We start from the raw sequence: 18,186 nt of genomic DNA, 5'->3' as shown, positions 1-18,186 counted from the left end.
GGCTATCCGACGAGGGAGCGACCGCTGTCCCCTGGCGCCTGACGTGCTCGGCGGTGAGCCCGGGGGCGCGTCCGGGAGGCCCGCGAACACGGATCGGATGCCACATTGTGGCGCATGGGCCGCGAGTCTCAAGGGGATATCGGGATCGTCCTGGTTCACGGCATCGGTGAGAAGACGCACGGTGAAACTCTCGACAAGTTCCTCAACGGACTCACTGGATCGGTGAGCGATGCCGGCCTCACCAGCCGACAGCGTGGGCACGCCGCGGTCTCGGTGAGCGGGCGCACATTTCGCGTCTACGAAGCCTGGTGGGCGGACGTTCTCACCCCCGACGCCGTTCAAGGCACTTTCGACGCCTTTACCGCCACCGAGATCACCTGGTTCCCCTGGCTCAATTGGCGCCAGGGACTGTATGCGGACAAGCCCGGTGTCAAGGTGATGATCTGGACCGTCGTCCTGCGGCCGATCATGGTCGTCCTTCCCGTACTCATCATGCTGGTGGGAGTCGTGTTCCGTCGACTCCCACGAGTGCTCGAACAGGAGGCCGGTGACGTCACCAATTACCTGAACTCTGCAGGGCTCGCCCTGCCGGACGACTCGAAACTGCGCGACGTGAGCGACCGGGTGATGAGCCGTTTCGCAGCTGCGTTGGAGAGTGCCGCGAGAGACGGTTGTTCCCGGGTCATCGTCGTAGGACACAGTCTCGGCAGCGTCGTCGCTTATCACGGACTGACCGGTCACGTGCAACAGACACCGGCCCGGCGCCGTGCGTTCCTCAGCTCCGGACCGGCCCGCTCCCTCGTCACCAACCTCATCACGATCGGCAGCCCCCTGGAGAAGATTCGGTTCTTCTGGCCACTTCTCGTCGCCACCGGCTCACATCGCCTTCCGAGCGGGATCTGTTGGGACAACATCCGGGATCGGCTGGATCTGGTCGCGGGCAAGCTCCGCCATGCTGACTCCTTCGGACCCGTTCACGACCATGCTCTCGCCGGACGGGCTTGGCTCCTGACGGCGCACACGGCGTACGAGCGCAACCCGTATTTCATGAGGCTCTTGTTGGACCGCTCGGGCGTGACGGACGTGGAGGTGAAGCGGACGACAATTCCCACGCGCCTGTTGCTTGGCCTGAAATCGGTCCTTCTGACGCTCGCTGCGATCGCCGTCCTCGTCGTGCCGTTCGGAATCACCCTCGTTGTCATCGCACTGTTCGTGTTCATCACCATCGTGATCGGCGCGTTCGAGGTGGCCGCGGAGTCAGGAGCTTCAGGTGTCGAGTTCGACGATCGACTGGGCCTGGCCCTCGGTTGGAGCCTATGGCTCACGCCGGTAGCGTTCTTCTTAGGGACGCTGTCCTGGGGCTACGGTGACGCGACGACGCGGATTTCGGCCTTTCGGCATCGCCAGTGGCCGGTCCACGATGAACACGACCCGCCCAATGGACAAGCTTGACTTGCGCATCGACGCGCCAAGCAGAGGGTGTCCACGCCCCGACGTCGCGCGAGCCGGCCAGTTCCCTGTACCTGGCTTGAACAACTGACGACGCCTTGTCTCTGTCCTCGGGCATCGACGGGGCCGCAGGGCTTCTCTGTGGGCAGGGGCGGGGTCGAACCGCCGACCTCTCGCTTTTCAGGCGAGCGCTCGTACCGACTGAGCTACCTGCCCCTCGCCGGTGCGTGCACCGGAGAGCGACCCTGACGGGACTCGAACCCGCGACCTCCGCCGTGACAGGGCGGCGCGCTAACCAACTGCGCTACAGGGCCAGACCGTGGAACTCACGTGCTGGTGGTGCGTGCCCCCAACGGGGTTCGAACCCGTGCTACCGCCTTGAAAGGGCGGCGTCCTGGACCACTAGACGATGGGGGCTCGTAGTTCGCCGGGGGCGGGAGAAACAATACATGGCCCCGTGGCGTACCCCGGCGTGGGGGCGCGAGGCTGCGAAGCTTTCCCCCGTGAGCACCCGATCGCGCGCCGTCGTCCTCGTCCTGTCGACCCTGCTGGTGGGCCCGGCGGTGCTGGCCGGCTGCGGCGAGAAGCCCGGGACGCAGGCCGCGTCCTCGGACTCTTCCACCACCGCGGAGTCGGACTCGTCGGCGGCGCCGGCCACCGACGACGCGACGGCGGACGACGGGTCGACCGACGCGCCGGCCTTCCCCGCGAACGCCGACCCCGACACCGCCGAGCCCTCCGCCGACGCCCGGGTGACCGTGAGCGACATCCGGCTCGGCCGACACGACGGCTTCGACCGCGTCGTCCTCGACGTCGGTGGCACGGGCACCCCCGGCTGGGACGTCCAGTACGTCGACGACGCGGCGTCGCAGGGCAGCGGGGACGCGGTCGACGTCGCGGGGGAGGCGATCCTCCAGGTGACGCTCACCGGTGCCGGCTACCCCTACGACACCGGCGTGACTGAATACTCGGGCGGGCCGCTGACGGCCGCGGACACCGAGGTGGTCACCGAGGTCGTCTTCGACGCCACGTACGAGGGGACGACGGTCGCCTTCGTCGGCACCACCGGCCGCAACCCGTTCCGGGTGTACGCGCTGCAGAACCCGACCCGCGTGGTGGTCGAGGTCGCCGACGCCGGCTGATCGGCAGCTCAGTTCAGGGAGGCGGTGAGCTCGACGCCGTCGTCGGTGATGCTCGAGCACTGCAGCTCGAGCGGCCCGGCGGTGACGCTCTCGCCCTCGCCGCACGACACGCTGGCGCCCCCGACGCTGAGCGAGGCCCGGCCGTCCTGGATGCCGCCGAAGGACAGCGTCGTGCCGAGGATCTCGGCCTCCGCGCCTTCGCCGGTCAGCGTGACCGTGCAGGAGCTCGGGCTGCACGAGACGTTGTTCGAACTGAACGTGCAGGCGGTCAACGGGGCGAGCAGCAGTCCGCCCGTCAGGAGAGCGGCGGCGATCCGGGTGGGGCGGGTCGTGGTTCGCGAGGCCATGACCCGAGCGTAGGGCGCTCCGGTCATCCGGTCGGGGACGCCGGGTCGCCGGCGTCCGGGCTGTCGGCGCCGTCGTCCGGTGGGATGACCACGCGCTGGATGGTCACCTCGGTCTCGCCGAGCCCGCCGAGGGTGATCTCGAGGTAGGCCTGCAGCTCACCGGTGTCGGGGTCGAGGTAGAGGACGGTGCAGGTCAGCGGCTCGGGGAACTCCCCCTCCAGCCCGCGCAGACCTGCGCCACCGGTCGACCCCTGCACCATCAACCGGGTGCCGCCCTCGAGCTCGGTGACCTCGCGGTCGTGCGTGTGCCCGGCCAGGACCAGCGGGACGACCCCGTCGAGCGGTGGCGCCTGCTTCGGATCGTGGACGAGGGCGACGGCGGGGGGTTCTGGCTGCTCCTGAGCCACCTCTGCCAGCGTCTCGCCCGTCTGGACGAGCACCTCGTCTCCCGCGTCGTCGTCACCGGTGGTCTTGTCGGGGGTGAAGCGCGGGTCGGCCACCCCGACGATGCCGATGCCGGCCACGGTCACGGCGGTGCCGGCGAGGACCGTGGCATTCGGCTGTGCGGCGATGAGCGCCGCGGTCGCAGCGGAGTCGTGGTTCCCCCGGACGTAGACGTAGGGGATGTCCAGGTCGCCCACCGTGGTGATCAGCCGGTTCTCCGGCTCGCTGCCCCAGTCGGTGATGTCGCCGGTGTCCAGCACCGCGTCGACCCCGAACTGGTCCACCACCTGCCGCACGAGGTCGAACCCGGCGGGGTTCAGGTGCAGGTCGGAGACGTGCAGGAAGGCCACCGAGTCGCCGGTGCCGCCGGGTGCCGGCAGGTCCGAGATGGTCGCGTAGAGGTTGCCGACGTTGGCGACGAGGTCCTCGAGGGAGGCCCGATAGGCGTCGAAGCGCGCGACGATGTCCTCGGCGCTGCCGATCAGGCTGTTCGCGTTCACCAGCAGGCCGGTGTACGTCGGCTGGGAGAGCGCCTCGGGCCGCCAGGTGAGCGCACCCAGACCCGCCGTCCCGAGCAGGAGGGCGCCGGTGACGCCGAGGGCGAGAAGTGGCTCGCGGCGGCGACGCAGGACGACGAGCGAGGTGACCGCCGCGCCGGCCAGCGCCACCGCGGCCGTCGTCCAGGCAAGACGGACGACCGCTCCGCGGAGGTCCGCGCTGACCTGGTCGACGACGCCGGCCAGCCGGACCGGGTCGGTCGCCAGGGCCCGAGCCCGGTCCTGGTCGACCCGCTGGAGCGCGACGTCCAGACGCAGTGGCCCCTCGTAGACGTCGACGGACAGCGCCCCGAGCGGAGGGACGGCGACGGCGGCGCCGCCGTCGAGCGACGGACGGAAGGCGAGCGTCGCGTCGAACGGGCCGATGGGCGCGGAGATCCGGCCGAACAGGAGAACGGCGACGAGCGCACCGGTGAGCGCGACGACGACGCGGAGCGCCCAGCGCCCGGTCGTCCGACCGCGGCGGACCCAGGGGGACGGCGCGGTCGCGTCCGGTTCCGGCGCGGGCTCGGGAGGAGGCGGCCCGGTCATCTGCGCCACGCTACTGAGACCGGACGCAGGAGCCTGCCGGATGCCGTCAGGCCGGCTCGGTCACCGACGGACGGAAGATCCAGCGCAGGGCGATGAAGCGCATGAGCCCGATGACCGCCGTCACCGCGGCCACGAGGCTGATCTGCAGCATCGGGTGGGCCGAGCCGACCGCGGCGTCCAGCCAGCCGAGGGCCGCGCTGGTTGCGACGAGGCCGAGGAAGGAGACGCCGCCGGCCTCGATCTGGGCGGCCAGCCACCCGACCCGCTCCTCGGCATGGAAGGTGAGCCGGCGGTGCAGCTCGTTGGCGAGCATGGAGGAGGCGACGGTCGCGACGACGTGCGCGGGCAGGTAGCCGAAGCCGCGGAGCGCGAGGAAGAGTGCCGCGTAGACCGCGGTGGAGGAGCCGCCGACCAGCACGAACCGGGCGAACTGCGCCCATCCGTCGTCCCGGCGGAGGCGGTCGGCGACGTCGTGCACCCGCGACAGCTGCCGGTCCGGGGCGTCGCCGAGGATCTCGGCGTCCTCCGGCCGGCGGCGCAGCAGGGACGGGCAGGTCACGCGGTTCCTCTCGAGCTGGAGTGTGGTCAAGGCTCCTCCGAGCCCTGGCCTTTGTCACGTGAGAACGTGCCTGGTCACCCTGACGATTCCGAGTTCTTGATCACGATCCGGTCGCGACACCGGGCATCTCCGGTGAGGCGCACGGGTAGGGGCCCGCCATGAGTCTGCTGAGCATCCTGGACCGGGTGGCCGACGTGTCCGCGTTCGACAAGGTCATCGAGCCGGCACGCAAGGCCGTCCAGGTGGCACTCCGCCCGCAGGGGCTGAAGGACCTGCTGCACGGCACGTGGCTGGGGCACACGCTGCACCCGGTCCTCGTCCAGGTGCCGGTCGGCAGCTGGATCTCCGCCGGGGTGCTCGACGCCATCCCGCCGCTGCGGCCCGCCGCGACCGTGCTCATCGGCACCGGGGTGGCCGCCGCCGTGCCGGCGTCCCTGGCCGGTGCCGCCGACTGGTCGGAGCAGGAAGTGGGCGTCCGCCGCCTCGGCGCCATCCACGCGGTGGCCAACACGGCGGCCCTCGGGCTGTACGTCGGCTCGCTGGTGGCGCGGCGCAACGGCCGGGGCGGCCTGGGACGGGTGCTGTCGTACTCGGGGCTGGCGCTCGCGACCGGTTCGGCGGCGATCGGCGGGCACATGTCCTACGCGCAGTCGTCGGGCGCGTCCCACGCCGCGACGGCGGCACGGGCGCTCACGACCGACTGGATCGACCTCGGGCCGCTGGACGACCTGCCGGAGGGGCGGCCGGCCCTGCGCACCGGGAAGGGCGGCAGCGTCGCCGTCCCGCTGGTCGCCGTCCGGCGGGGTGCGCGGGTGGACGTGTTCATCGGCGCCTGCTCGCACCTGTCGGGGCCGCTGTACGAGGGATCGGTCGAGACGGTCCGCGGCGACGAGTGCCTGGTGTGCCCGTGGCACGGCTCGGCGTTCGATCTGGAGAGCGGCTCCCCCCGCCGGGGCCCTGCGGCCAATCCGCAGGAGAAGCTCGAGGTGAAGATGACGGCGGGCCGCGTCATGGCGCGGCTCCCCGGCCGGCACGAATGAGGACCGGCTCGCCCTAGGCTCTCGAGCCATGAGGCGGACGGCGATCGCCTTCGTGGTCGGAGCGGTGGCCGCCTGCGGGGGACCGGCCGCCGGCCCGTCGTCGGACGCGTCGACGTCCTCCTCGGTGACACCTGCGGTGCCCGCCGTGCCAGGGATCGAGGCGGAGATCGTGCGACTGCGGACCGACGAGGCCATCGGCGGCCAGGTGCAGGTGCGTCTCACCGACACCGGCGACACCCCCTTCACCGTCACCTCCGTGGCGCTGCGGTCGCCCGGTTTCGCACCGGTTCCACCGACGGCGATCACCGCCGAGTACGCGCCCGGACGGGTGATCGACCTGCCGGTGCCGTTCGGCGACGCGGTCTGCGACGCGTCCCCGGTGCCGGCCTCCGCCGAGTTGACGGTCACGCGACCCGACGGATCCGTCGAGCCGTTGGAGGTCCCGGCCGAGGCCCAGGTGCTGGAACTCGTCCACGCGCAGGAGTGCGACGTCCTGGGGGTGACCGCGGTCGTGGCCATCACCGTGACCGACCTCGAGGACGGCGGCGACGCGCTCACCGGATCGCTCACGCTGACGCGACGGGAGGGCGCCGAGCCGGTCACGGCCGCGCGCCTCGGTCGCAGCGTCCTGGTCGAACCGACCGCCGACCTGCCGCTCGAGCTCGACGGCGACGCCGAGGCGGCCTCGGTACCGGTGTCCTTCACCCCGGCGTCCTGCGATCCGCACGTGCTGGCCGAGACGAAGAAGCCCTACGTCTTCCCCCTGGCGCTCACCGTGGGGGACGACGACGAGGTGGTGGTGAACCTGCCGATCGACGAGACCCTCCGGGCGCGGCTGACCGCGCTCGTGCAGCGGGTGTGCGGTCCGCCGTCCTGACCGGGAGAAGAAGCCGGCCCGGCCGCCCCGGGGGGAACGGGTCAGCCGGGCCGGGGTCGATCCCGTCGGGCACCTCGCGGCGCCGGACGGACGAATCCGCGGCCGGACGGCAGGCGACGCTGCCCGGCCGTCCGACCGGAGCCCGATGACCGTACGTAACCGAAGACCGCCGACGGCATCCCCTGAACGGGTGGTTCGGCCCGGACCGGTGACAGAACGCACACGCCGCCGGGTTGGCCGGCCCACGACGGCGGGCACTGGACCACGATGTTCTTCTTCTTCTCGAACCGGCTCGGCTGTCTCGGCTCGCTGCTGCTGTCGGCTGTGCTGACGCTGGTGCTCCTCCTGGTCTTCGACGTCCTCTGACTAGGCCTGATCCAGTTCGCGGGAGGCGGCGGCCAGCACGGCCTCGCGGACGCGGTCGAGGGTGGTGGAGCGCAGCCGCCACTGCTGCCAGAACAGGACGACATCGACCGCCCCGGCCGGGTCGAGCTCGACCAGCTCCGCGGCCATCCCTCCCGCCTGGAGGTCGGGCACCATGCCCCAGCCCAGGCCGAGGCTGATCGCGGCGACGAAGTCCGCCGAGGCGGGGACGTAGTGCAGCGGTGGGGCGACGTCGGAACCGGCGCGGGCGTGCAGGTAGCGGTGCTGCAGGTCGTCCCGGCGGTCGAAGACCACGACCGGTGCCCGGGCGAGCGCCTCGGAGGTCGGGCCGGCGGGCAACCACCGCTGCACGAAGCCGGGAGTGGCCATCGGCCGGTAGCGCATGCCGCCCAGGCGGGTGGAGGTGCAGCCCGGCACCGGCCGGGCCTCGGAGGTCACCGCCGCCATGACCGTGCCGGCGCGCAGCAGGGCGCTGGTGTGCTCCTGGTCCTCGCGGTAGAGGTCGAAGCAGACGTCGCCGGCCAGCGGGGCCAGCGCGGGCAGCACCCAGGTGGCCATGGAGTCGGCGTTGACCGCGATCGGGAGGGTGGGCACGTTCTCGGGCGAGGGATCACCGCCGAGCTCGCGGGCGACGTCGGCGGTGAGCAGGTCGACCTGCCGCGCGAGGCGCAGCACAGCCTGCCCGGACTCGGTGACCTGGACCGGCTTGGTCCGCACCAGCAGGATCCGGCCGGTCGCCACCTCGAGCGCGCGCAGCCGCTGGCTGATCGCCGAGGGAGTGACGTGCAGCGCGCGGGCGGCCGCCTCCAACGTGCCTCCGCGGACCGTGGCGTCCAGCGCCTGCAGCTGCGGCAGGTCGAGATCCATGGACAGCGATGCTAACGGCGCATCAGAATCATGAGCTGGACTGTGGACGTGCCGTTTCCTAGCGTCGCTGTGTGCTCACCACCCCGGCGCTCCTCGCCGCCGCGTCCGGCCTCGCCCTGGGGCTGGGACTGATCGTCGCCATCGGCGCCCAGAACGCCTTCGTCCTGAGACAGGGACTCCGCCTCGAGCACGTGGCAGCGGTGGTGGCCGTGTGCGCCCTCTCCGATCTCGCCCTGATCGGTGCGGGCGTGCTGGGCGCCGGCGCGGCCCTGTCGCAGGTGCCGTGGCTCATCCCGGTGGTGTGCTTCGCCGGGGCGGCCTTCCTGCTCTGCTACGGCGCCATGGCCGCGGGACGCGCGCTGCGGCCCGGCACGCTGCTGCCGGACGCCGCCGGTGCCCGCACCGGTCTGGCCGTGACTGTCGGAACGTGCCTGGCGCTGACCTGGCTCAACCCGCACGTCTACCTGGACACCGTCGTGCTGCTCGGATCGATGGCGTCGACGTACGAGGAGCACCGGTGGCAGTTCGCCGCCGGCGCGGGCCTGGGCAGCACGATCTGGTTCGTCGGCCTCGGCTACGGCGCGCGCCTGCTCCGGCCCGTGTTCGCCCGCCCGAGGGCGTGGCGGATCCTCGACGCGGGCATCGCCGTCGTGATGTCGGCCCTCGCCGTCTCCCTCGTCGTCCGCGGCTTCGCCGGGACCTGAGACACCTGGAGCACCGTGATCGACGTCGAACTGCCGGCCGGGCCCGCTGCGACGGCACTCGTCCGCGGGTTCGCCGCCTGCGTGGCGTCGGTCACCGAGGTGCCCGTGACGGAACTGCCGCTGCCCGACGCCGACCTGGCGCACGCCCTGGGCGCCTGGCGAGGGTGGCTGGCCGGGCACGGGTCGGGGCTGGTGCCGATCGCCGACCCCGTGCGCGTCCAGTGGGCCGGGTGGTGGATCGCCGTCGTAGCGGAGCCGGACGTCGCCGTTCTGGCGTTCGGGACGCCGCCCGGCGTCGTCCTCAGCCCGCAGGAGCCGGCGCTGCTGGGGCGGGCCACCGCGGACCTGCGCATCCGCGAGGCCTATGCCGTCGCCTCCCTCGATCCGGTGCTGCGGCGGCATTCGGACGCGGCGGACCTGCGGGGCACCGTCGAGGGCCTCGCCGTGGCGGTCGCCGCTGAGGCGCCGATGCAGCTGGTCGACGTCGCGCAGGCCGGAGCGGGCCGCGGGCTCGACGGGGACCGCTACGCCGTGGGGGCGGGCACGTTCAGCTCCCGCGCACAGCGGCGTCCCGGCTACGACCTGACCCTGATCGCGGCCGAGGTGCTCGACGAGATGGCGGCGGCCGGGCAGACGCTCGACTTCGCCGGCACCCGGCGCAACGTGCTGACCCGGGGCGTCGACGTCAACGCGCTGGTCGGGCGGCGCTTCCGCATCGGGGACGTCGTGTGCGAGGGGCGTCGGTTGTGCGAGCCCTGCGTCCACCTCGACCGGCTCAGCGGCCCGGGGATCCTGCGGCCGCTCATCCACCGCGGCGGGCTGCGCGCCGACGTCCTCACCGACGGTGAGATCCGCTTGGGCGCGCCGATCTCCTCGGTCTGAGCCGAACGGGAGGTGCGGAGCCCCGGCGGTAGCCTCTGCACTCACCCGGACGGCGTGCCGACCGGCGCGGTCACCGGAGGAGGGTCAGTACGGCGAGCACGACGGCGCCGGCCACGACGTCGAGGGCGATCGTGGCTGCGATTCGCTGCCGTGAGCGCCGCCCGCCTCCCCGCAGCACAGCGACCTGTACGGCGATGAGGTTCGCCAGGCAAGCGACGAGTGCCAGCGGGACAGCGATCCGGTTGGGCCAGCCGAACAGCGCCGCGGTCCCCACGACGACCAGGGCCGGTAGCGCCGCCTCGGCAACCGGCCAGGAGTGCAGGAGCGCCGAGCCCCAGGTCTCCCGTTCCGTGCTCACGACGGCGGCGTAGCCGTGCGCAAGCCACATCGAGGCCCCGTAGCCGAGGACGAGCAGGGCGAGTCGGCTCGCGCTGGACGAGGCGTACTCGGCGACGACGACCGCGACGCTGATCGTCCCGTAGACACTGGTCGTCCACGCGGACCGGTCACCCCGCGGCCTTCCGGTCCTGGTACTCGCGCTTCTTCCACCCACCGGTCCAGCGTGCCCGCCGCGGCTCGACCGGTCCGGCTCGGCGGGGAGCCAGGACGTCGGTGAGCACCGGTCGGCGGATCCTCGGAGCTCCTGCCGGCAGGTTGTCCGCCGTGGCTCGGCGGGGGACAGGTCCGCTCCGCCCCACGGCAGCTGTACGAGCGGGAGGGTCGTGCCCCGGCGGTAGCCTCACACCGGGCTGCGGGCCGGCCAGAAGTCTCACGCGTCATCTCGTGGGTCTTCTGGAGGGTTCTCTGCACCCACCGGGGCCTCTAGCTCAATTGGCAGAGCAGCGGACTTTTAATCCGCGGGTTGTGGGTTCGATCCCCACGGGGCCCACCCGACAGGTCGCTTGCCTGGTAAAACACTTCAACCTGGATATGCGAACAAGTGAGTTTGCGGCTCTCGCCACGCTTTACCCCCATCTTTGCTCTCTGGCCCCTTGCGGTGGGGGTGGACCGCCTTCAGACCGTACGACTGGGAACGGGCAGGCTCGCGTACCCCGCTAAGCCCCCCGCCGGGACCGTCGGGTGTCGATGCATTTGGCCGCGGCGGCGCGGCTGGGGCTCGTCCGGAAAACAGCCAGCCGGATCGTCCGGTGCCCCCTCCACTTGGATCTGTCATCGCGTCCGGCTTGGACTCTGGCGAACCATGTCTTGAGTCCACCAGCGCGCCGATGCGCTGGGAGCCGATTCCGCCCGGCCAAACCACCCGTGCCATCCCTCGGGCAGGTCTAGCTCCGATACACGCTTCTGTGCGGCGCCGCCCATGCGACGACTCGCCCTCGATCCCGGTCATCTTGAGCATTACCGACGCCGGATCGGACGTCATCACGCTGGCCGGTAGCGGCGTGAGTCGACATGTTGCCGCGCGGGACGAAGGGTCGTCGTTCCCCGGAGGCGGTGGTGCAACGATTCGGGAACGCGGGTGCCGCTTCCAGACCAGAAGGAAGCGTCACAGGCGCGTTCCCTCCTAACCTTCCGGCATCTGCGCTGCTCGTCTCCGGGTACGCAGATGCCGTCGCTCTTCCCCGGTGGCGGCCGTTCTCGGAAGGGTGAGCGCTGTGGGCGGTCTGTCCAGCGGTGAGGTCGTTCTCGACTGCGGTGCCGGTCAGAGTTGGTGGCTGGTTGTCGACGAGGAGGTCGGGCCCGGTCGCATCATCGCCGGCCCGTTCCCTGACCGATCCGACGCCGCCTGGGCAGCTGGCGCGACCGGCGATGGCGGGTTCGACGAAGCCCGGCCTGTCTACGGCCACCTCCGGGCGGACGGCGGGCTCAACCGGCGACCGTCCCCCCAGGACTTGGCGTGGCTGGCGTACCTGTCCGAGCAGATGGACCGGCTGCCCGACGCTTGGCAGGCCCTTGTCTCGGACGAGGACTCGTTGACCACCTTGGTGGTGGAGGTCGCCACGGTCCTGACGGAGACTGGGCTGCCGCTGCACGAGGCCGACGGCCCAGGAAACCAGATCGGCGGTGCCTGCCTGACCCCTGAACCGGGGCTGGGCAGCATCGTCGTCACCTGGAGGCAGCATGACCGGATGAGCTTCGATGGGGTGCACGGCGCCGTCGCGGACGAATCCGTGCAGCAGGTCATGAACCGCGCCCTGGCCGACGTGCTAGCCAGGCGAGGGTTCACTGTCGAGGCCTTTGGAGGAGGGAGCGCGCACCTCGTCCGCTCGGCCAAGTTCATGCCGTAAGCCCGATCGGAATCGGACTCGGCGAACCGTGCCCAGAACCGGCAGTACCCCAGGACCAGTCATGGGGCCGCCGTGGTGTCAAGCCCGCTCCGACGTGGCTGTCACAGGCGCTTGTTCAAAACCGGATCGATCCGCCCCGTGGGCCCTGGAAGAACATCGACAACATCAGGTCGCTGTCGGGCAGAACTCGCTGGCCAGAGGTGCAGTGTGTTTCGAGCGTCAGTCGCTCGGTACGCGCCCGGATTCGATGAAGTGGTCCAAGGCGGATCGCTGCAGGCGGACGTACTTGCCAAGCTTCACGTATGAGATGCGCCGCTGCGCGACGAGTCGACGGATGAAGCGCTCGCCGGTCCCCAGGTACTCGCCGGCCTGCGCGATGGTGAACAGCTCGTCATGAGGGCCAGGACGCGGATCGTGCATCACCTGGCTCGGGCGGCTCACTGCGAACCTCCGAAGGCCAACCAGGCGCTCCTGTGGCCCACGATGCTGCTGCGGTTCGGAGACCAGGACGTGTAGCACACTGGTACCTGATTCAGCTGACGGCAGTGCCACTGAGACCCTGCCCGCACCTGGTCGCCGAGGTGGAGCCCAGTGCGAGGACGAAGATCCCGGTGCCCGCGCATGGAGACGGACCGTCGTCCGGGACGCCTGAAAGCCAACATGCGACGAGCGTCGCCCTCCATCCTCCAGTTCTGTGGGTAGGACTCCGTGTCAGGGACGCTGGGTCTCTCCAGAGTTTCTCCAGTACTGCGCCGGCGTCTACCGCGCTGCGGAGGGAGAGGAGGGCCAGAGAAGTTGGTCAGGCTACGTTCCATCCGCTCCAACTCGCTACAGCGACCAGCGCCACCCTTGGGACACGTTCCAGGTCGCCGACTTGTCCGGCGCCGCTCGGACGATGCACCTCCCCTACGTCAGGCGGTGCGGGTCGTCGCTAGGGTGCACGACGACCGGGGCGGCACCTGACCGGTTGGGCGAGGGGAGTTGCTGTGGCGCGGCCACGACTTCGGAGTGATCGTCTCCTCGAGGCTCGGAAGGCCACTGGTATGACACGAGAAGACCTCGCCCGAACGCTGGGATTGTCGGGTCCGGCCCGGGTTCGTGTCTGGGAGTTGGGCCTGGAAGGCCCCCGGCCTCGGTTCATCCCGCGGTTGGCAGCCGCGCTAGGTGTCGAACCGCTGCACTTGCTCGACGCCGACCCGAACGACCCGCCTCTGGCGGCGCTTCGAGTCGCGGCCGGCCTTGCCACGAACGAGATGGGGGCTCCGGGCGTTTCGGTCATGACGTACGTCCGACTGGAGGACGGACGCCCCGGCACGGAACCCTCACCAAGTGTCGTATCTGCCGTGGCTCAGGTGCTCGGTGTGGCAGCCACTCGCGTTGAGGCAGCCATCCGCCGTTCACGTAGCGAACATGCCGCCTTGGCATCCCCCAGTGACTGAACCGGCGATCTACTGGAGGATCAGACGCCAAGGCTGGAACTGGAGGATTACTGGAGGAAGGGGTTACGCTACCGAACGCCACTGGTGGTAACTTCCCGCCACCGCTTGTCGGGGAGGTGCCATGGCGTGCACGAGCGTGTTCAGCATAGCGGTGGCCGCTGGTTTGATCCGCAGCCAACCGCCCATCCCGATCGACGATCGACCGCAAACGCAGCCCGTGAGAAGGCCCAGGAGCCACCAGCAGCTCGCAGGCGGACGTGGCCAACGTATCGACGTCGACCGAGTCGGATGATGGTTCGGCGGCAGGTTGTCCTTACCGTCCTAGGCGCAGCCTTGGCCCTGGCGGCCTGCAGTGACGACAAAGGCAGTTCGGAGCAGGCGTCCCCGAGCGTCGCGCCTACAACTTCGTCCCCCATGACGTCCTCTGTGACGTCAGAGCCTCCAACCCGTGAGGAAGAAGCGGCCGCGGCCGCCACCCAAGCCTTCGAAAGCCTGCTTCAGGTCAGCGACGCGGCGAGTCGTGAGCCAACTGCTCGGGACTGGGAGTCCGAGATCCGCCGGTACGCAGCCGATCCGGCGGCGCTTCTCACCGTTCAGTCCGTGCGGGACTACGCCACCCTTGGGCTTCGTCAAGAGGGTGACTCTGCCGTAGATCTGACGGCCACGAGCGTGGATCTGGTTGCGCCGGAGGGGCCAACAGTGAGGATCACTGGCTGCTACGACAGTCAGAGCGCCCAGCGGGTCAACGTCGAGACCGGCGAGGTAGTACCGCCTGGGACCCCGCCTCGGTACGTGTGGGACATCACCGTCGTCCAGTTCCTGGCGGAGCCCCGTGAACCCTGGTTGGTGACCACGCTGGAGCCGCGGCCGGACCGGCCATGCTGAAGCGCATCTTGAGTTTGGTCGTACTCGCCGCAGTGCCAGGGTGGCTCGGCCTGACATCTTCCGGGATCGCCGCAGCAGACCCGGGCGTCGAATGCTCCAGGACCGACCCCCGCACCGGGACCTGCTCGCTGTGGGTGTCGACGCCGGAAGTCAGCGGTAACCCTGGCGGTGTTAGCGCCAGTGCGGGGCAGGACGGCGGCGGAAATCCGTCCCCGCCAGACGCCTGCACCCGCGCGGTGGCGAATCCCCAGCCGTGGATAGGGCACCCGGTGTGGGCGGGACAACGGCCAGAAGATGGCATGATTTGGGCGTTCACATGCCCACGTCCGGCCGGTTGGGGTCCCGGCGTGTGGTCTGGGCTCATCTTTCTCGCGAACGGGACCGGCTCTCCTTCCGATCCTGCAGCGGATCCCGTCGTCCTCGCACAGCAGGCCATCTCCTCCATGGCCCTGAGGGCACCGGAAATCAGGACGGCGCCACCGCCGGGCTCAGCGAGTGGCCTGGTGGGCCTTCCTGTCTGGATGTGGGTCGAGCGCAGCGCGGAAACCACCGGCCCTGCCCGGGCGTCCGCTTCAGCGGGAGGAGTGTCCGTCACCGCTGTGGGCCAGGTGAGTCAGGTCAGCTGGGACATGGGGGATGGCACCACGGTGGTCTGCGGGGCCGGGGCTCCGTACACCGCGGGGGTGGAGGGTCCCTCCCCGGACTGCGGACATGTCTATGCACAGGCGTCGAGCCGGCACGTGCCCGGCGGAGGGCCGTGGCCGATCACCGCGACGAGCACGTGGACGATCACCTGGTCCGGCGGCGGTCAGTCGGGAACCGAGACGCTCGAGCTGTCGTCGTCGGCGGAGCTGTTCGTCGGTGAGCTGCACGTCCTCAACCAGAACGGAAGCAGCCGGTGACTCGCACCCCGCCGTATCTCAGCACACCACCCCAGGCGGCGGTCAACGGCCTGTCTCGGGCGCCGGTGCTGGGGCGACCGCGTCGCCGCCGCCGTCCGGCGCTGCTGGCGCTGGCGGTGACCATGGTGATCCTCGGTGCGCTGGGTGCGACGTATCTGGCGACGTCGCTGGGGCAGACGTCGCCGGTGATCGCGATGGCACGGGAGGTGCCGTGGGGTCAACCCGTGACCGCTGCCGACCTGGTGGAGGCGCGGATCACCTCCGATCCGGCGTTGGAGCCCATTCCGTACGGGGAGCGCGATGAGGTGGTCGGCCTGGTCGCGGCGACCACCCTGGCGCCGGGTTCGCTCCTGACGCGTCAGGCGCTGACCGATCAGCGGCTTCCGGGTCCCGGACAGCAGCTTGTCGGGGTGGGGGTGTCGGCGGTGCAGCTGCCGGCGACCACGCTGCGCCCGGGGGACGACGTCCTCCTGGTTCCTGTGGCCGCAGGCACTGCTCCTGCCGGGAGCGGAGCGGGGGGTTCGGGGGTGGTGGAGGCGACCGTGGTTCAGTCCGGTCCGCCGGGAGCCGACGGGCTGCGGGTGGTCGACGTGCTCGTCGACGCGGCTGACGGGCCAGCTGTTGCCGCGCGTGCCGCGGCGGGTCTGGTCGCCATCGTCGTAGTGGCCGGCGAGTAAGGCGGGGCGGCTGCTGTGTTGATCGCGCTGTGCTCGGCGAAGGGCGCACCCGGGGTGACCACCAGCGGGCTGGCACTGGCGCTGTGCTGGCCGCGGCCGTTGGTGCTGGCCGAGCTGGATCCGGCCGGCGGGGACGTGCTGGCGGGATACGGTCGGGGCGAGGTGTCGGCCGGTGGGCTGGCCGACCTGGAGCTCGCGGCGCGACGGGGCGGGCCGGCCCGGCACCTGGACGCCCAGCTGATGCGGCTCGACGCCGAGGGACGGGTTCGGCTGCTGCCGGGCCTGGCCGATCCCGCCGGTGCCCGTCATGTGGACTGGGATCGCCTGGCCACCGTGCTGGCGTCGGTGGAGGGCGGCGCGGTCGACGTGGTGGCCGACTGCGGGAGGTTGCACGCCGAGCACTTCCCGCTGCCCGCGGTCCGTCGCGCGGCCGCAGTGGTGGTGGTCACCGGCTCCACGCTGCGCGCTGTGCGCGCGGCGGCGCGGGCGATCGCCGAGCTGCAGGCCGAGAAGGGCCGGGGCGGCATGCTCGGCGCGTTGGTGGTCGGGGCGGGGGAGCCGTACGGCGAGCGGGAGATCGGCGAGGCGCTCGGCGTTCCGGTCGTCGGTTCGCTGCCGCGGGATGCGAAGGCGGCGGCGGTGCTCAGCGATGGCGAACCGGCGGGTCGGTTGTTCGCCCAGTCGGCGCTGCTGCGGGCCGCCCGGGCGGTGGCGGCCCGGCTGGCCGACTCTGCCGCGGCGCAGGAATCCCGGCTGACGCCACCACCCGCTCCGGTGTCTGCGGCGGAGGCCACGGTCGGGGGCAGTCGTGTCCGCTGACGTCACCACGGACATGGTCCACGCCGGGGCCGTGCCTCCGGGACCCGACGCAACACCGGAGGCGGTGGACTGGACGCTGGTCCGCCGCCTGCACGAGGTGACGGCGGCGGCGCTGGCTGAGGAACTCAAGCGGCGCCCGACGCTCAGCACGGTGGCGCAGCAGGAGCTGGCCCGCACGCTCGTGCAGGACGGGCTCGACGAGCTGATCCGGGAACGGATGCGCGCCGGGCAGGTGGTGCCGTCGGCGGCCGAGGAGCGGGTGATCGCCGAGGCGGTGTTCGCCGCCCAGTTCGGGTTGGGTCGGCTGCAGCCCTACGTGGATGACCCGGCTGTGGAGAACATCGAGGTGCACGGGCACGACAACGTGTGGGTCGGCTACGCCGACGGCCGCGATGTCCGGGTGGAGGCGATCGCGGACTCGGATGAGGATCTGGTGCGGCAGCTGCAGCACATCGCCGCTCGGCTGGGCCGCGCGGAGCGGACGCTGACGACAGCCAGTCCGCTGCTCACCATGCGGCTGCCGGACGGGTCCCGGTTGGCGGCCGTGATCGAGACCGTGCCGCGACCGCAGCTGGTGATCCGCCGGCATCGGATCCGCAACGTCGACCTCGACGACCTGGTTGGACTGCGGGCGCTCGACCGGTCGCTGGCGCAGTTTCTCCGCGCCGCGATCCGGGCGCGGAAGAACGTGGTGGTCACCGGCGCGCAGGGCGCTGGCAAGACGCTGCTGCTGCGGGCGCTGGCCAACGAGCTGCCGGTCGAGGAGAACCTCGCCACGATCGAGAAGCATTTCGAGCTGCTGCTGCACGAGCTGCCGGACCGGCATCCGAGGGTGGTGCCGTTCGAGGCCCGAGAGGGCACCGGCGAGCGCGGCCCGGACGGCCACCGCCTCGGTGAGGTGACTCTCACCGAGCTGGTGGAGCAGGCGCTGGTGATGAACGTGTCCCGGGTCTGGCTGGGCGAGGTGCGCGGCGAGGAGGCCTGGCCGCTGATCGAGGTGATGGAGGCCGGCGAGGGCGGCTCGGCCTGCACGCTGCACGCCCGTTCGGCGCACCATGCCTTCGAGAGGCTCGCCAACTTGTGCATGCGCGGCCGGGCCGCGGTGACCCCGGAGCACGCGTATCGGTCCTGTGCGTCGGCGATCGACCTGGTCGTGCACCTCAGCACCGTCGATGAGCGCTGGATCGGAGGTGAGCGCCACCGGTTCGTCAGCCAGGTGCTCGAGTGCAACGGCATCGGGGAGGGCGGGCGCCCGGCGGTCACCGAGGTCTTCGGCCCGGGCCCGGACGGTCGCGCGGTGCCCGAGCACGACCCGGTGGATCTGGCCGACTACGTGCGCGTCGGCTTCGACCCGAGCTGGCTTCGGTCCGGCCGGGGCTCCTGGGCCGGTGCGGCGGGAGGACGACGGTGAGCGGCACGGGGCTGCTGGCCGGCG

At 71.2% G+C, this 18,186-nt stretch carries 18 protein-coding genes and 4 tRNA genes; 13 read left to right on the top strand and 9 right to left on the bottom strand.

All coding sequences use genetic code 11. The features are described 5' to 3' along the window. The first annotated feature begins 114 nt into the window (after nt 1-114). A complete protein-coding gene (locus tag E4P40_RS03275) occupies nt 115-1,452 on the top strand; it encodes a hypothetical protein (RefSeq protein ID WP_135157239.1) in 1,338 nt (445 codons plus the stop codon). 139 nt (nt 1,453-1,591) lie between these two features. Here the strand turns inward: E4P40_RS03275 and E4P40_RS03270 are convergent. From E4P40_RS03270 to E4P40_RS03260, 3 genes are all read right to left on the bottom strand, one after another. Then, a tRNA-Phe gene (locus E4P40_RS03270) sits at nt 1,592-1,665 on the bottom strand. 24 nt (nt 1,666-1,689) lie between these two features. Beyond that, a tRNA-Asp gene (locus E4P40_RS03265) sits at nt 1,690-1,763 on the bottom strand. Between the two features lie 30 nt (nt 1,764-1,793). After that, nucleotides 1,794-1,866, bottom strand: a tRNA-Glu gene (locus E4P40_RS03260). Nucleotides 1,867-1,952: 86 nt separating this feature from the next. Between E4P40_RS03260 and E4P40_RS03255 the strand changes: the two genes are divergently transcribed. Continuing rightward, nucleotides 1,953-2,591 carry a hypothetical protein gene (locus tag E4P40_RS03255; RefSeq protein ID WP_135157237.1) on the top strand — a complete coding sequence of 213 codons (639 nt, stop codon included), beginning with the start codon at nt 1,953-1,955 and terminating at the stop codon, nt 2,589-2,591. A gap of 8 nt (nt 2,592-2,599) precedes the next feature. Here the strand turns inward: E4P40_RS03255 and E4P40_RS03250 are convergent, their stop codons facing one another. Genes E4P40_RS03250 through E4P40_RS03240 form a run of 3 tightly spaced genes read right to left on the bottom strand, consistent with a single transcriptional unit; the run spans nt 2,600 to nt 5,059 of the window. After that, nucleotides 2,600-2,938 (bottom strand): hypothetical protein, encoded by a 339-nt coding sequence (locus E4P40_RS03250; RefSeq protein ID WP_135157235.1) that lies wholly within the window; start codon nt 2,936-2,938, stop codon nt 2,600-2,602. 23 nt (nt 2,939-2,961) lie between these two features. After that, nucleotides 2,962-4,470 carry a metallophosphoesterase gene (locus E4P40_RS03245; protein ID WP_135157233.1) on the bottom strand — a complete coding sequence of 503 codons (1,509 nt, stop codon included), beginning with the start codon at nt 4,468-4,470 and terminating at the stop codon, nt 2,962-2,964. A gap of 46 nt (nt 4,471-4,516) precedes the next feature. Then, the gene (locus tag E4P40_RS03240; RefSeq protein WP_245160111.1) at nt 4,517-5,059 is read right to left on the bottom strand and encodes a GtrA family protein; all 543 of its coding nucleotides are present in this window, start codon (nt 5,057-5,059) and stop codon (nt 4,517-4,519) included. Between the two features lie 128 nt (nt 5,060-5,187). Between E4P40_RS03240 and E4P40_RS03235 the strand changes: the two genes are divergently transcribed. Both E4P40_RS03235 and E4P40_RS03230 read left to right on the top strand, forming a co-directional pair. Next, entirely contained in the window at nt 5,188-6,069 is an 882-nt protein-coding gene (locus E4P40_RS03235) for a Rieske (2Fe-2S) protein (protein ID WP_135157231.1), read from the top strand. A 28-nt stretch (nt 6,070-6,097) separates the two neighbouring features. Next, nucleotides 6,098-6,946 carry a hypothetical protein gene (locus E4P40_RS03230; protein WP_135157229.1) on the top strand — a complete coding sequence of 283 codons (849 nt, stop codon included), beginning with the start codon at nt 6,098-6,100 and terminating at the stop codon, nt 6,944-6,946. A gap of 366 nt (nt 6,947-7,312) precedes the next feature. Here E4P40_RS03230 and E4P40_RS03225 read toward each other — a convergent pair whose 3' ends face one another. Beyond that, nucleotides 7,313-8,197, bottom strand: a complete 885-nt coding sequence (locus E4P40_RS03225; RefSeq protein WP_135157227.1) for a LysR family transcriptional regulator ArgP — start codon at nt 8,195-8,197, stop codon at nt 7,313-7,315. A gap of 71 nt (nt 8,198-8,268) precedes the next feature. Between E4P40_RS03225 and E4P40_RS03220 the strand changes: the two genes are divergently transcribed. Together E4P40_RS03220 and E4P40_RS28460 are read left to right on the top strand one after the other, a co-directional pair. Continuing rightward, entirely contained in the window at nt 8,269-8,901 is a 633-nt protein-coding gene (locus tag E4P40_RS03220) for a LysE family transporter (RefSeq protein WP_135157225.1), read from the top strand. 15 nt (nt 8,902-8,916) lie between these two features. After that, nucleotides 8,917-9,783, top strand: a complete 867-nt coding sequence (locus E4P40_RS28460; RefSeq protein ID WP_209305172.1) for an MOSC domain-containing protein — start codon at nt 8,917-8,919, stop codon at nt 9,781-9,783. Between the two features lie 70 nt (nt 9,784-9,853). On the opposite strand, the gene E4P40_RS03210 is transcribed toward E4P40_RS28460, so the two are convergent. Further along, nucleotides 9,854-10,336 (bottom strand): hypothetical protein, encoded by a 483-nt coding sequence (locus E4P40_RS03210; RefSeq protein WP_135157223.1) that lies wholly within the window; start codon nt 10,334-10,336, stop codon nt 9,854-9,856. 263 nt (nt 10,337-10,599) lie between these two features. On the opposite strand from E4P40_RS03210, the gene E4P40_RS03205 reads away from it, so the two are divergent. After that, nucleotides 10,600-10,672 (top strand) — tRNA-Lys (locus tag E4P40_RS03205). 724 nt (nt 10,673-11,396) lie between these two features. Beyond that, a complete protein-coding gene (locus E4P40_RS03200; protein WP_135157221.1) occupies nt 11,397-12,029 on the top strand; it encodes a hypothetical protein in 633 nt (210 codons plus the stop codon). Between the two features lie 219 nt (nt 12,030-12,248). On the opposite strand, the gene E4P40_RS03195 is transcribed toward E4P40_RS03200, so the two are convergent. Next, on the bottom strand, nt 12,249-12,470 hold the full coding sequence (locus E4P40_RS03195) for a helix-turn-helix domain-containing protein (RefSeq protein ID WP_245160110.1): 222 nt from the start codon (nt 12,468-12,470) through the stop codon (nt 12,249-12,251). A gap of 545 nt (nt 12,471-13,015) precedes the next feature. Between E4P40_RS03195 and E4P40_RS03190 the strand changes: the two genes are divergently transcribed. The 5 genes from E4P40_RS03190 (at nt 13,016) to E4P40_RS03165 (ending at nt 18,162) form a co-directional block, all read left to right on the top strand. Next, nucleotides 13,016-13,468, top strand: coding sequence for a helix-turn-helix transcriptional regulator (locus E4P40_RS03190; protein WP_135157219.1), 453 nt, complete (start codon nt 13,016-13,018; stop codon nt 13,466-13,468). Between the two features lie 1,469 nt (nt 13,469-14,937). Next, nucleotides 14,938-15,255 (top strand): hypothetical protein, encoded by a 318-nt coding sequence (locus E4P40_RS28760; protein WP_245160108.1) that lies wholly within the window; start codon nt 14,938-14,940, stop codon nt 15,253-15,255. Beyond that, complete coding sequence (locus tag E4P40_RS03175; protein ID WP_135157217.1) at nt 15,252-15,932, top strand: SAF domain-containing protein; 681 nt, start codon at nt 15,252-15,254, stop codon at nt 15,930-15,932. Before E4P40_RS28760 ends, E4P40_RS03175 begins: the two co-directional genes overlap by 4 nt. 15 nt (nt 15,933-15,947) lie before the next feature. Beyond that, complete coding sequence (locus E4P40_RS03170) at nt 15,948-16,751, top strand: hypothetical protein (protein ID WP_135157215.1); 804 nt, start codon at nt 15,948-15,950, stop codon at nt 16,749-16,751. Further along, a complete protein-coding gene (locus E4P40_RS03165) occupies nt 16,741-18,162 on the top strand; it encodes an ATPase, T2SS/T4P/T4SS family (protein ID WP_245160107.1) in 1,422 nt (473 codons plus the stop codon). The genes E4P40_RS03170 and E4P40_RS03165 overlap by 11 nt, the downstream gene beginning before the upstream one ends. Nucleotides 18,163-18,186: the final 24 nt, after the last annotated feature.

This window comes from Blastococcus sp. CT_GayMR20, from assembly GCF_004570345.1.
The sequence above is the reverse complement of the archived record's forward strand: the minus strand, read 5'-3'. Positions and strand labels throughout refer to the sequence as shown.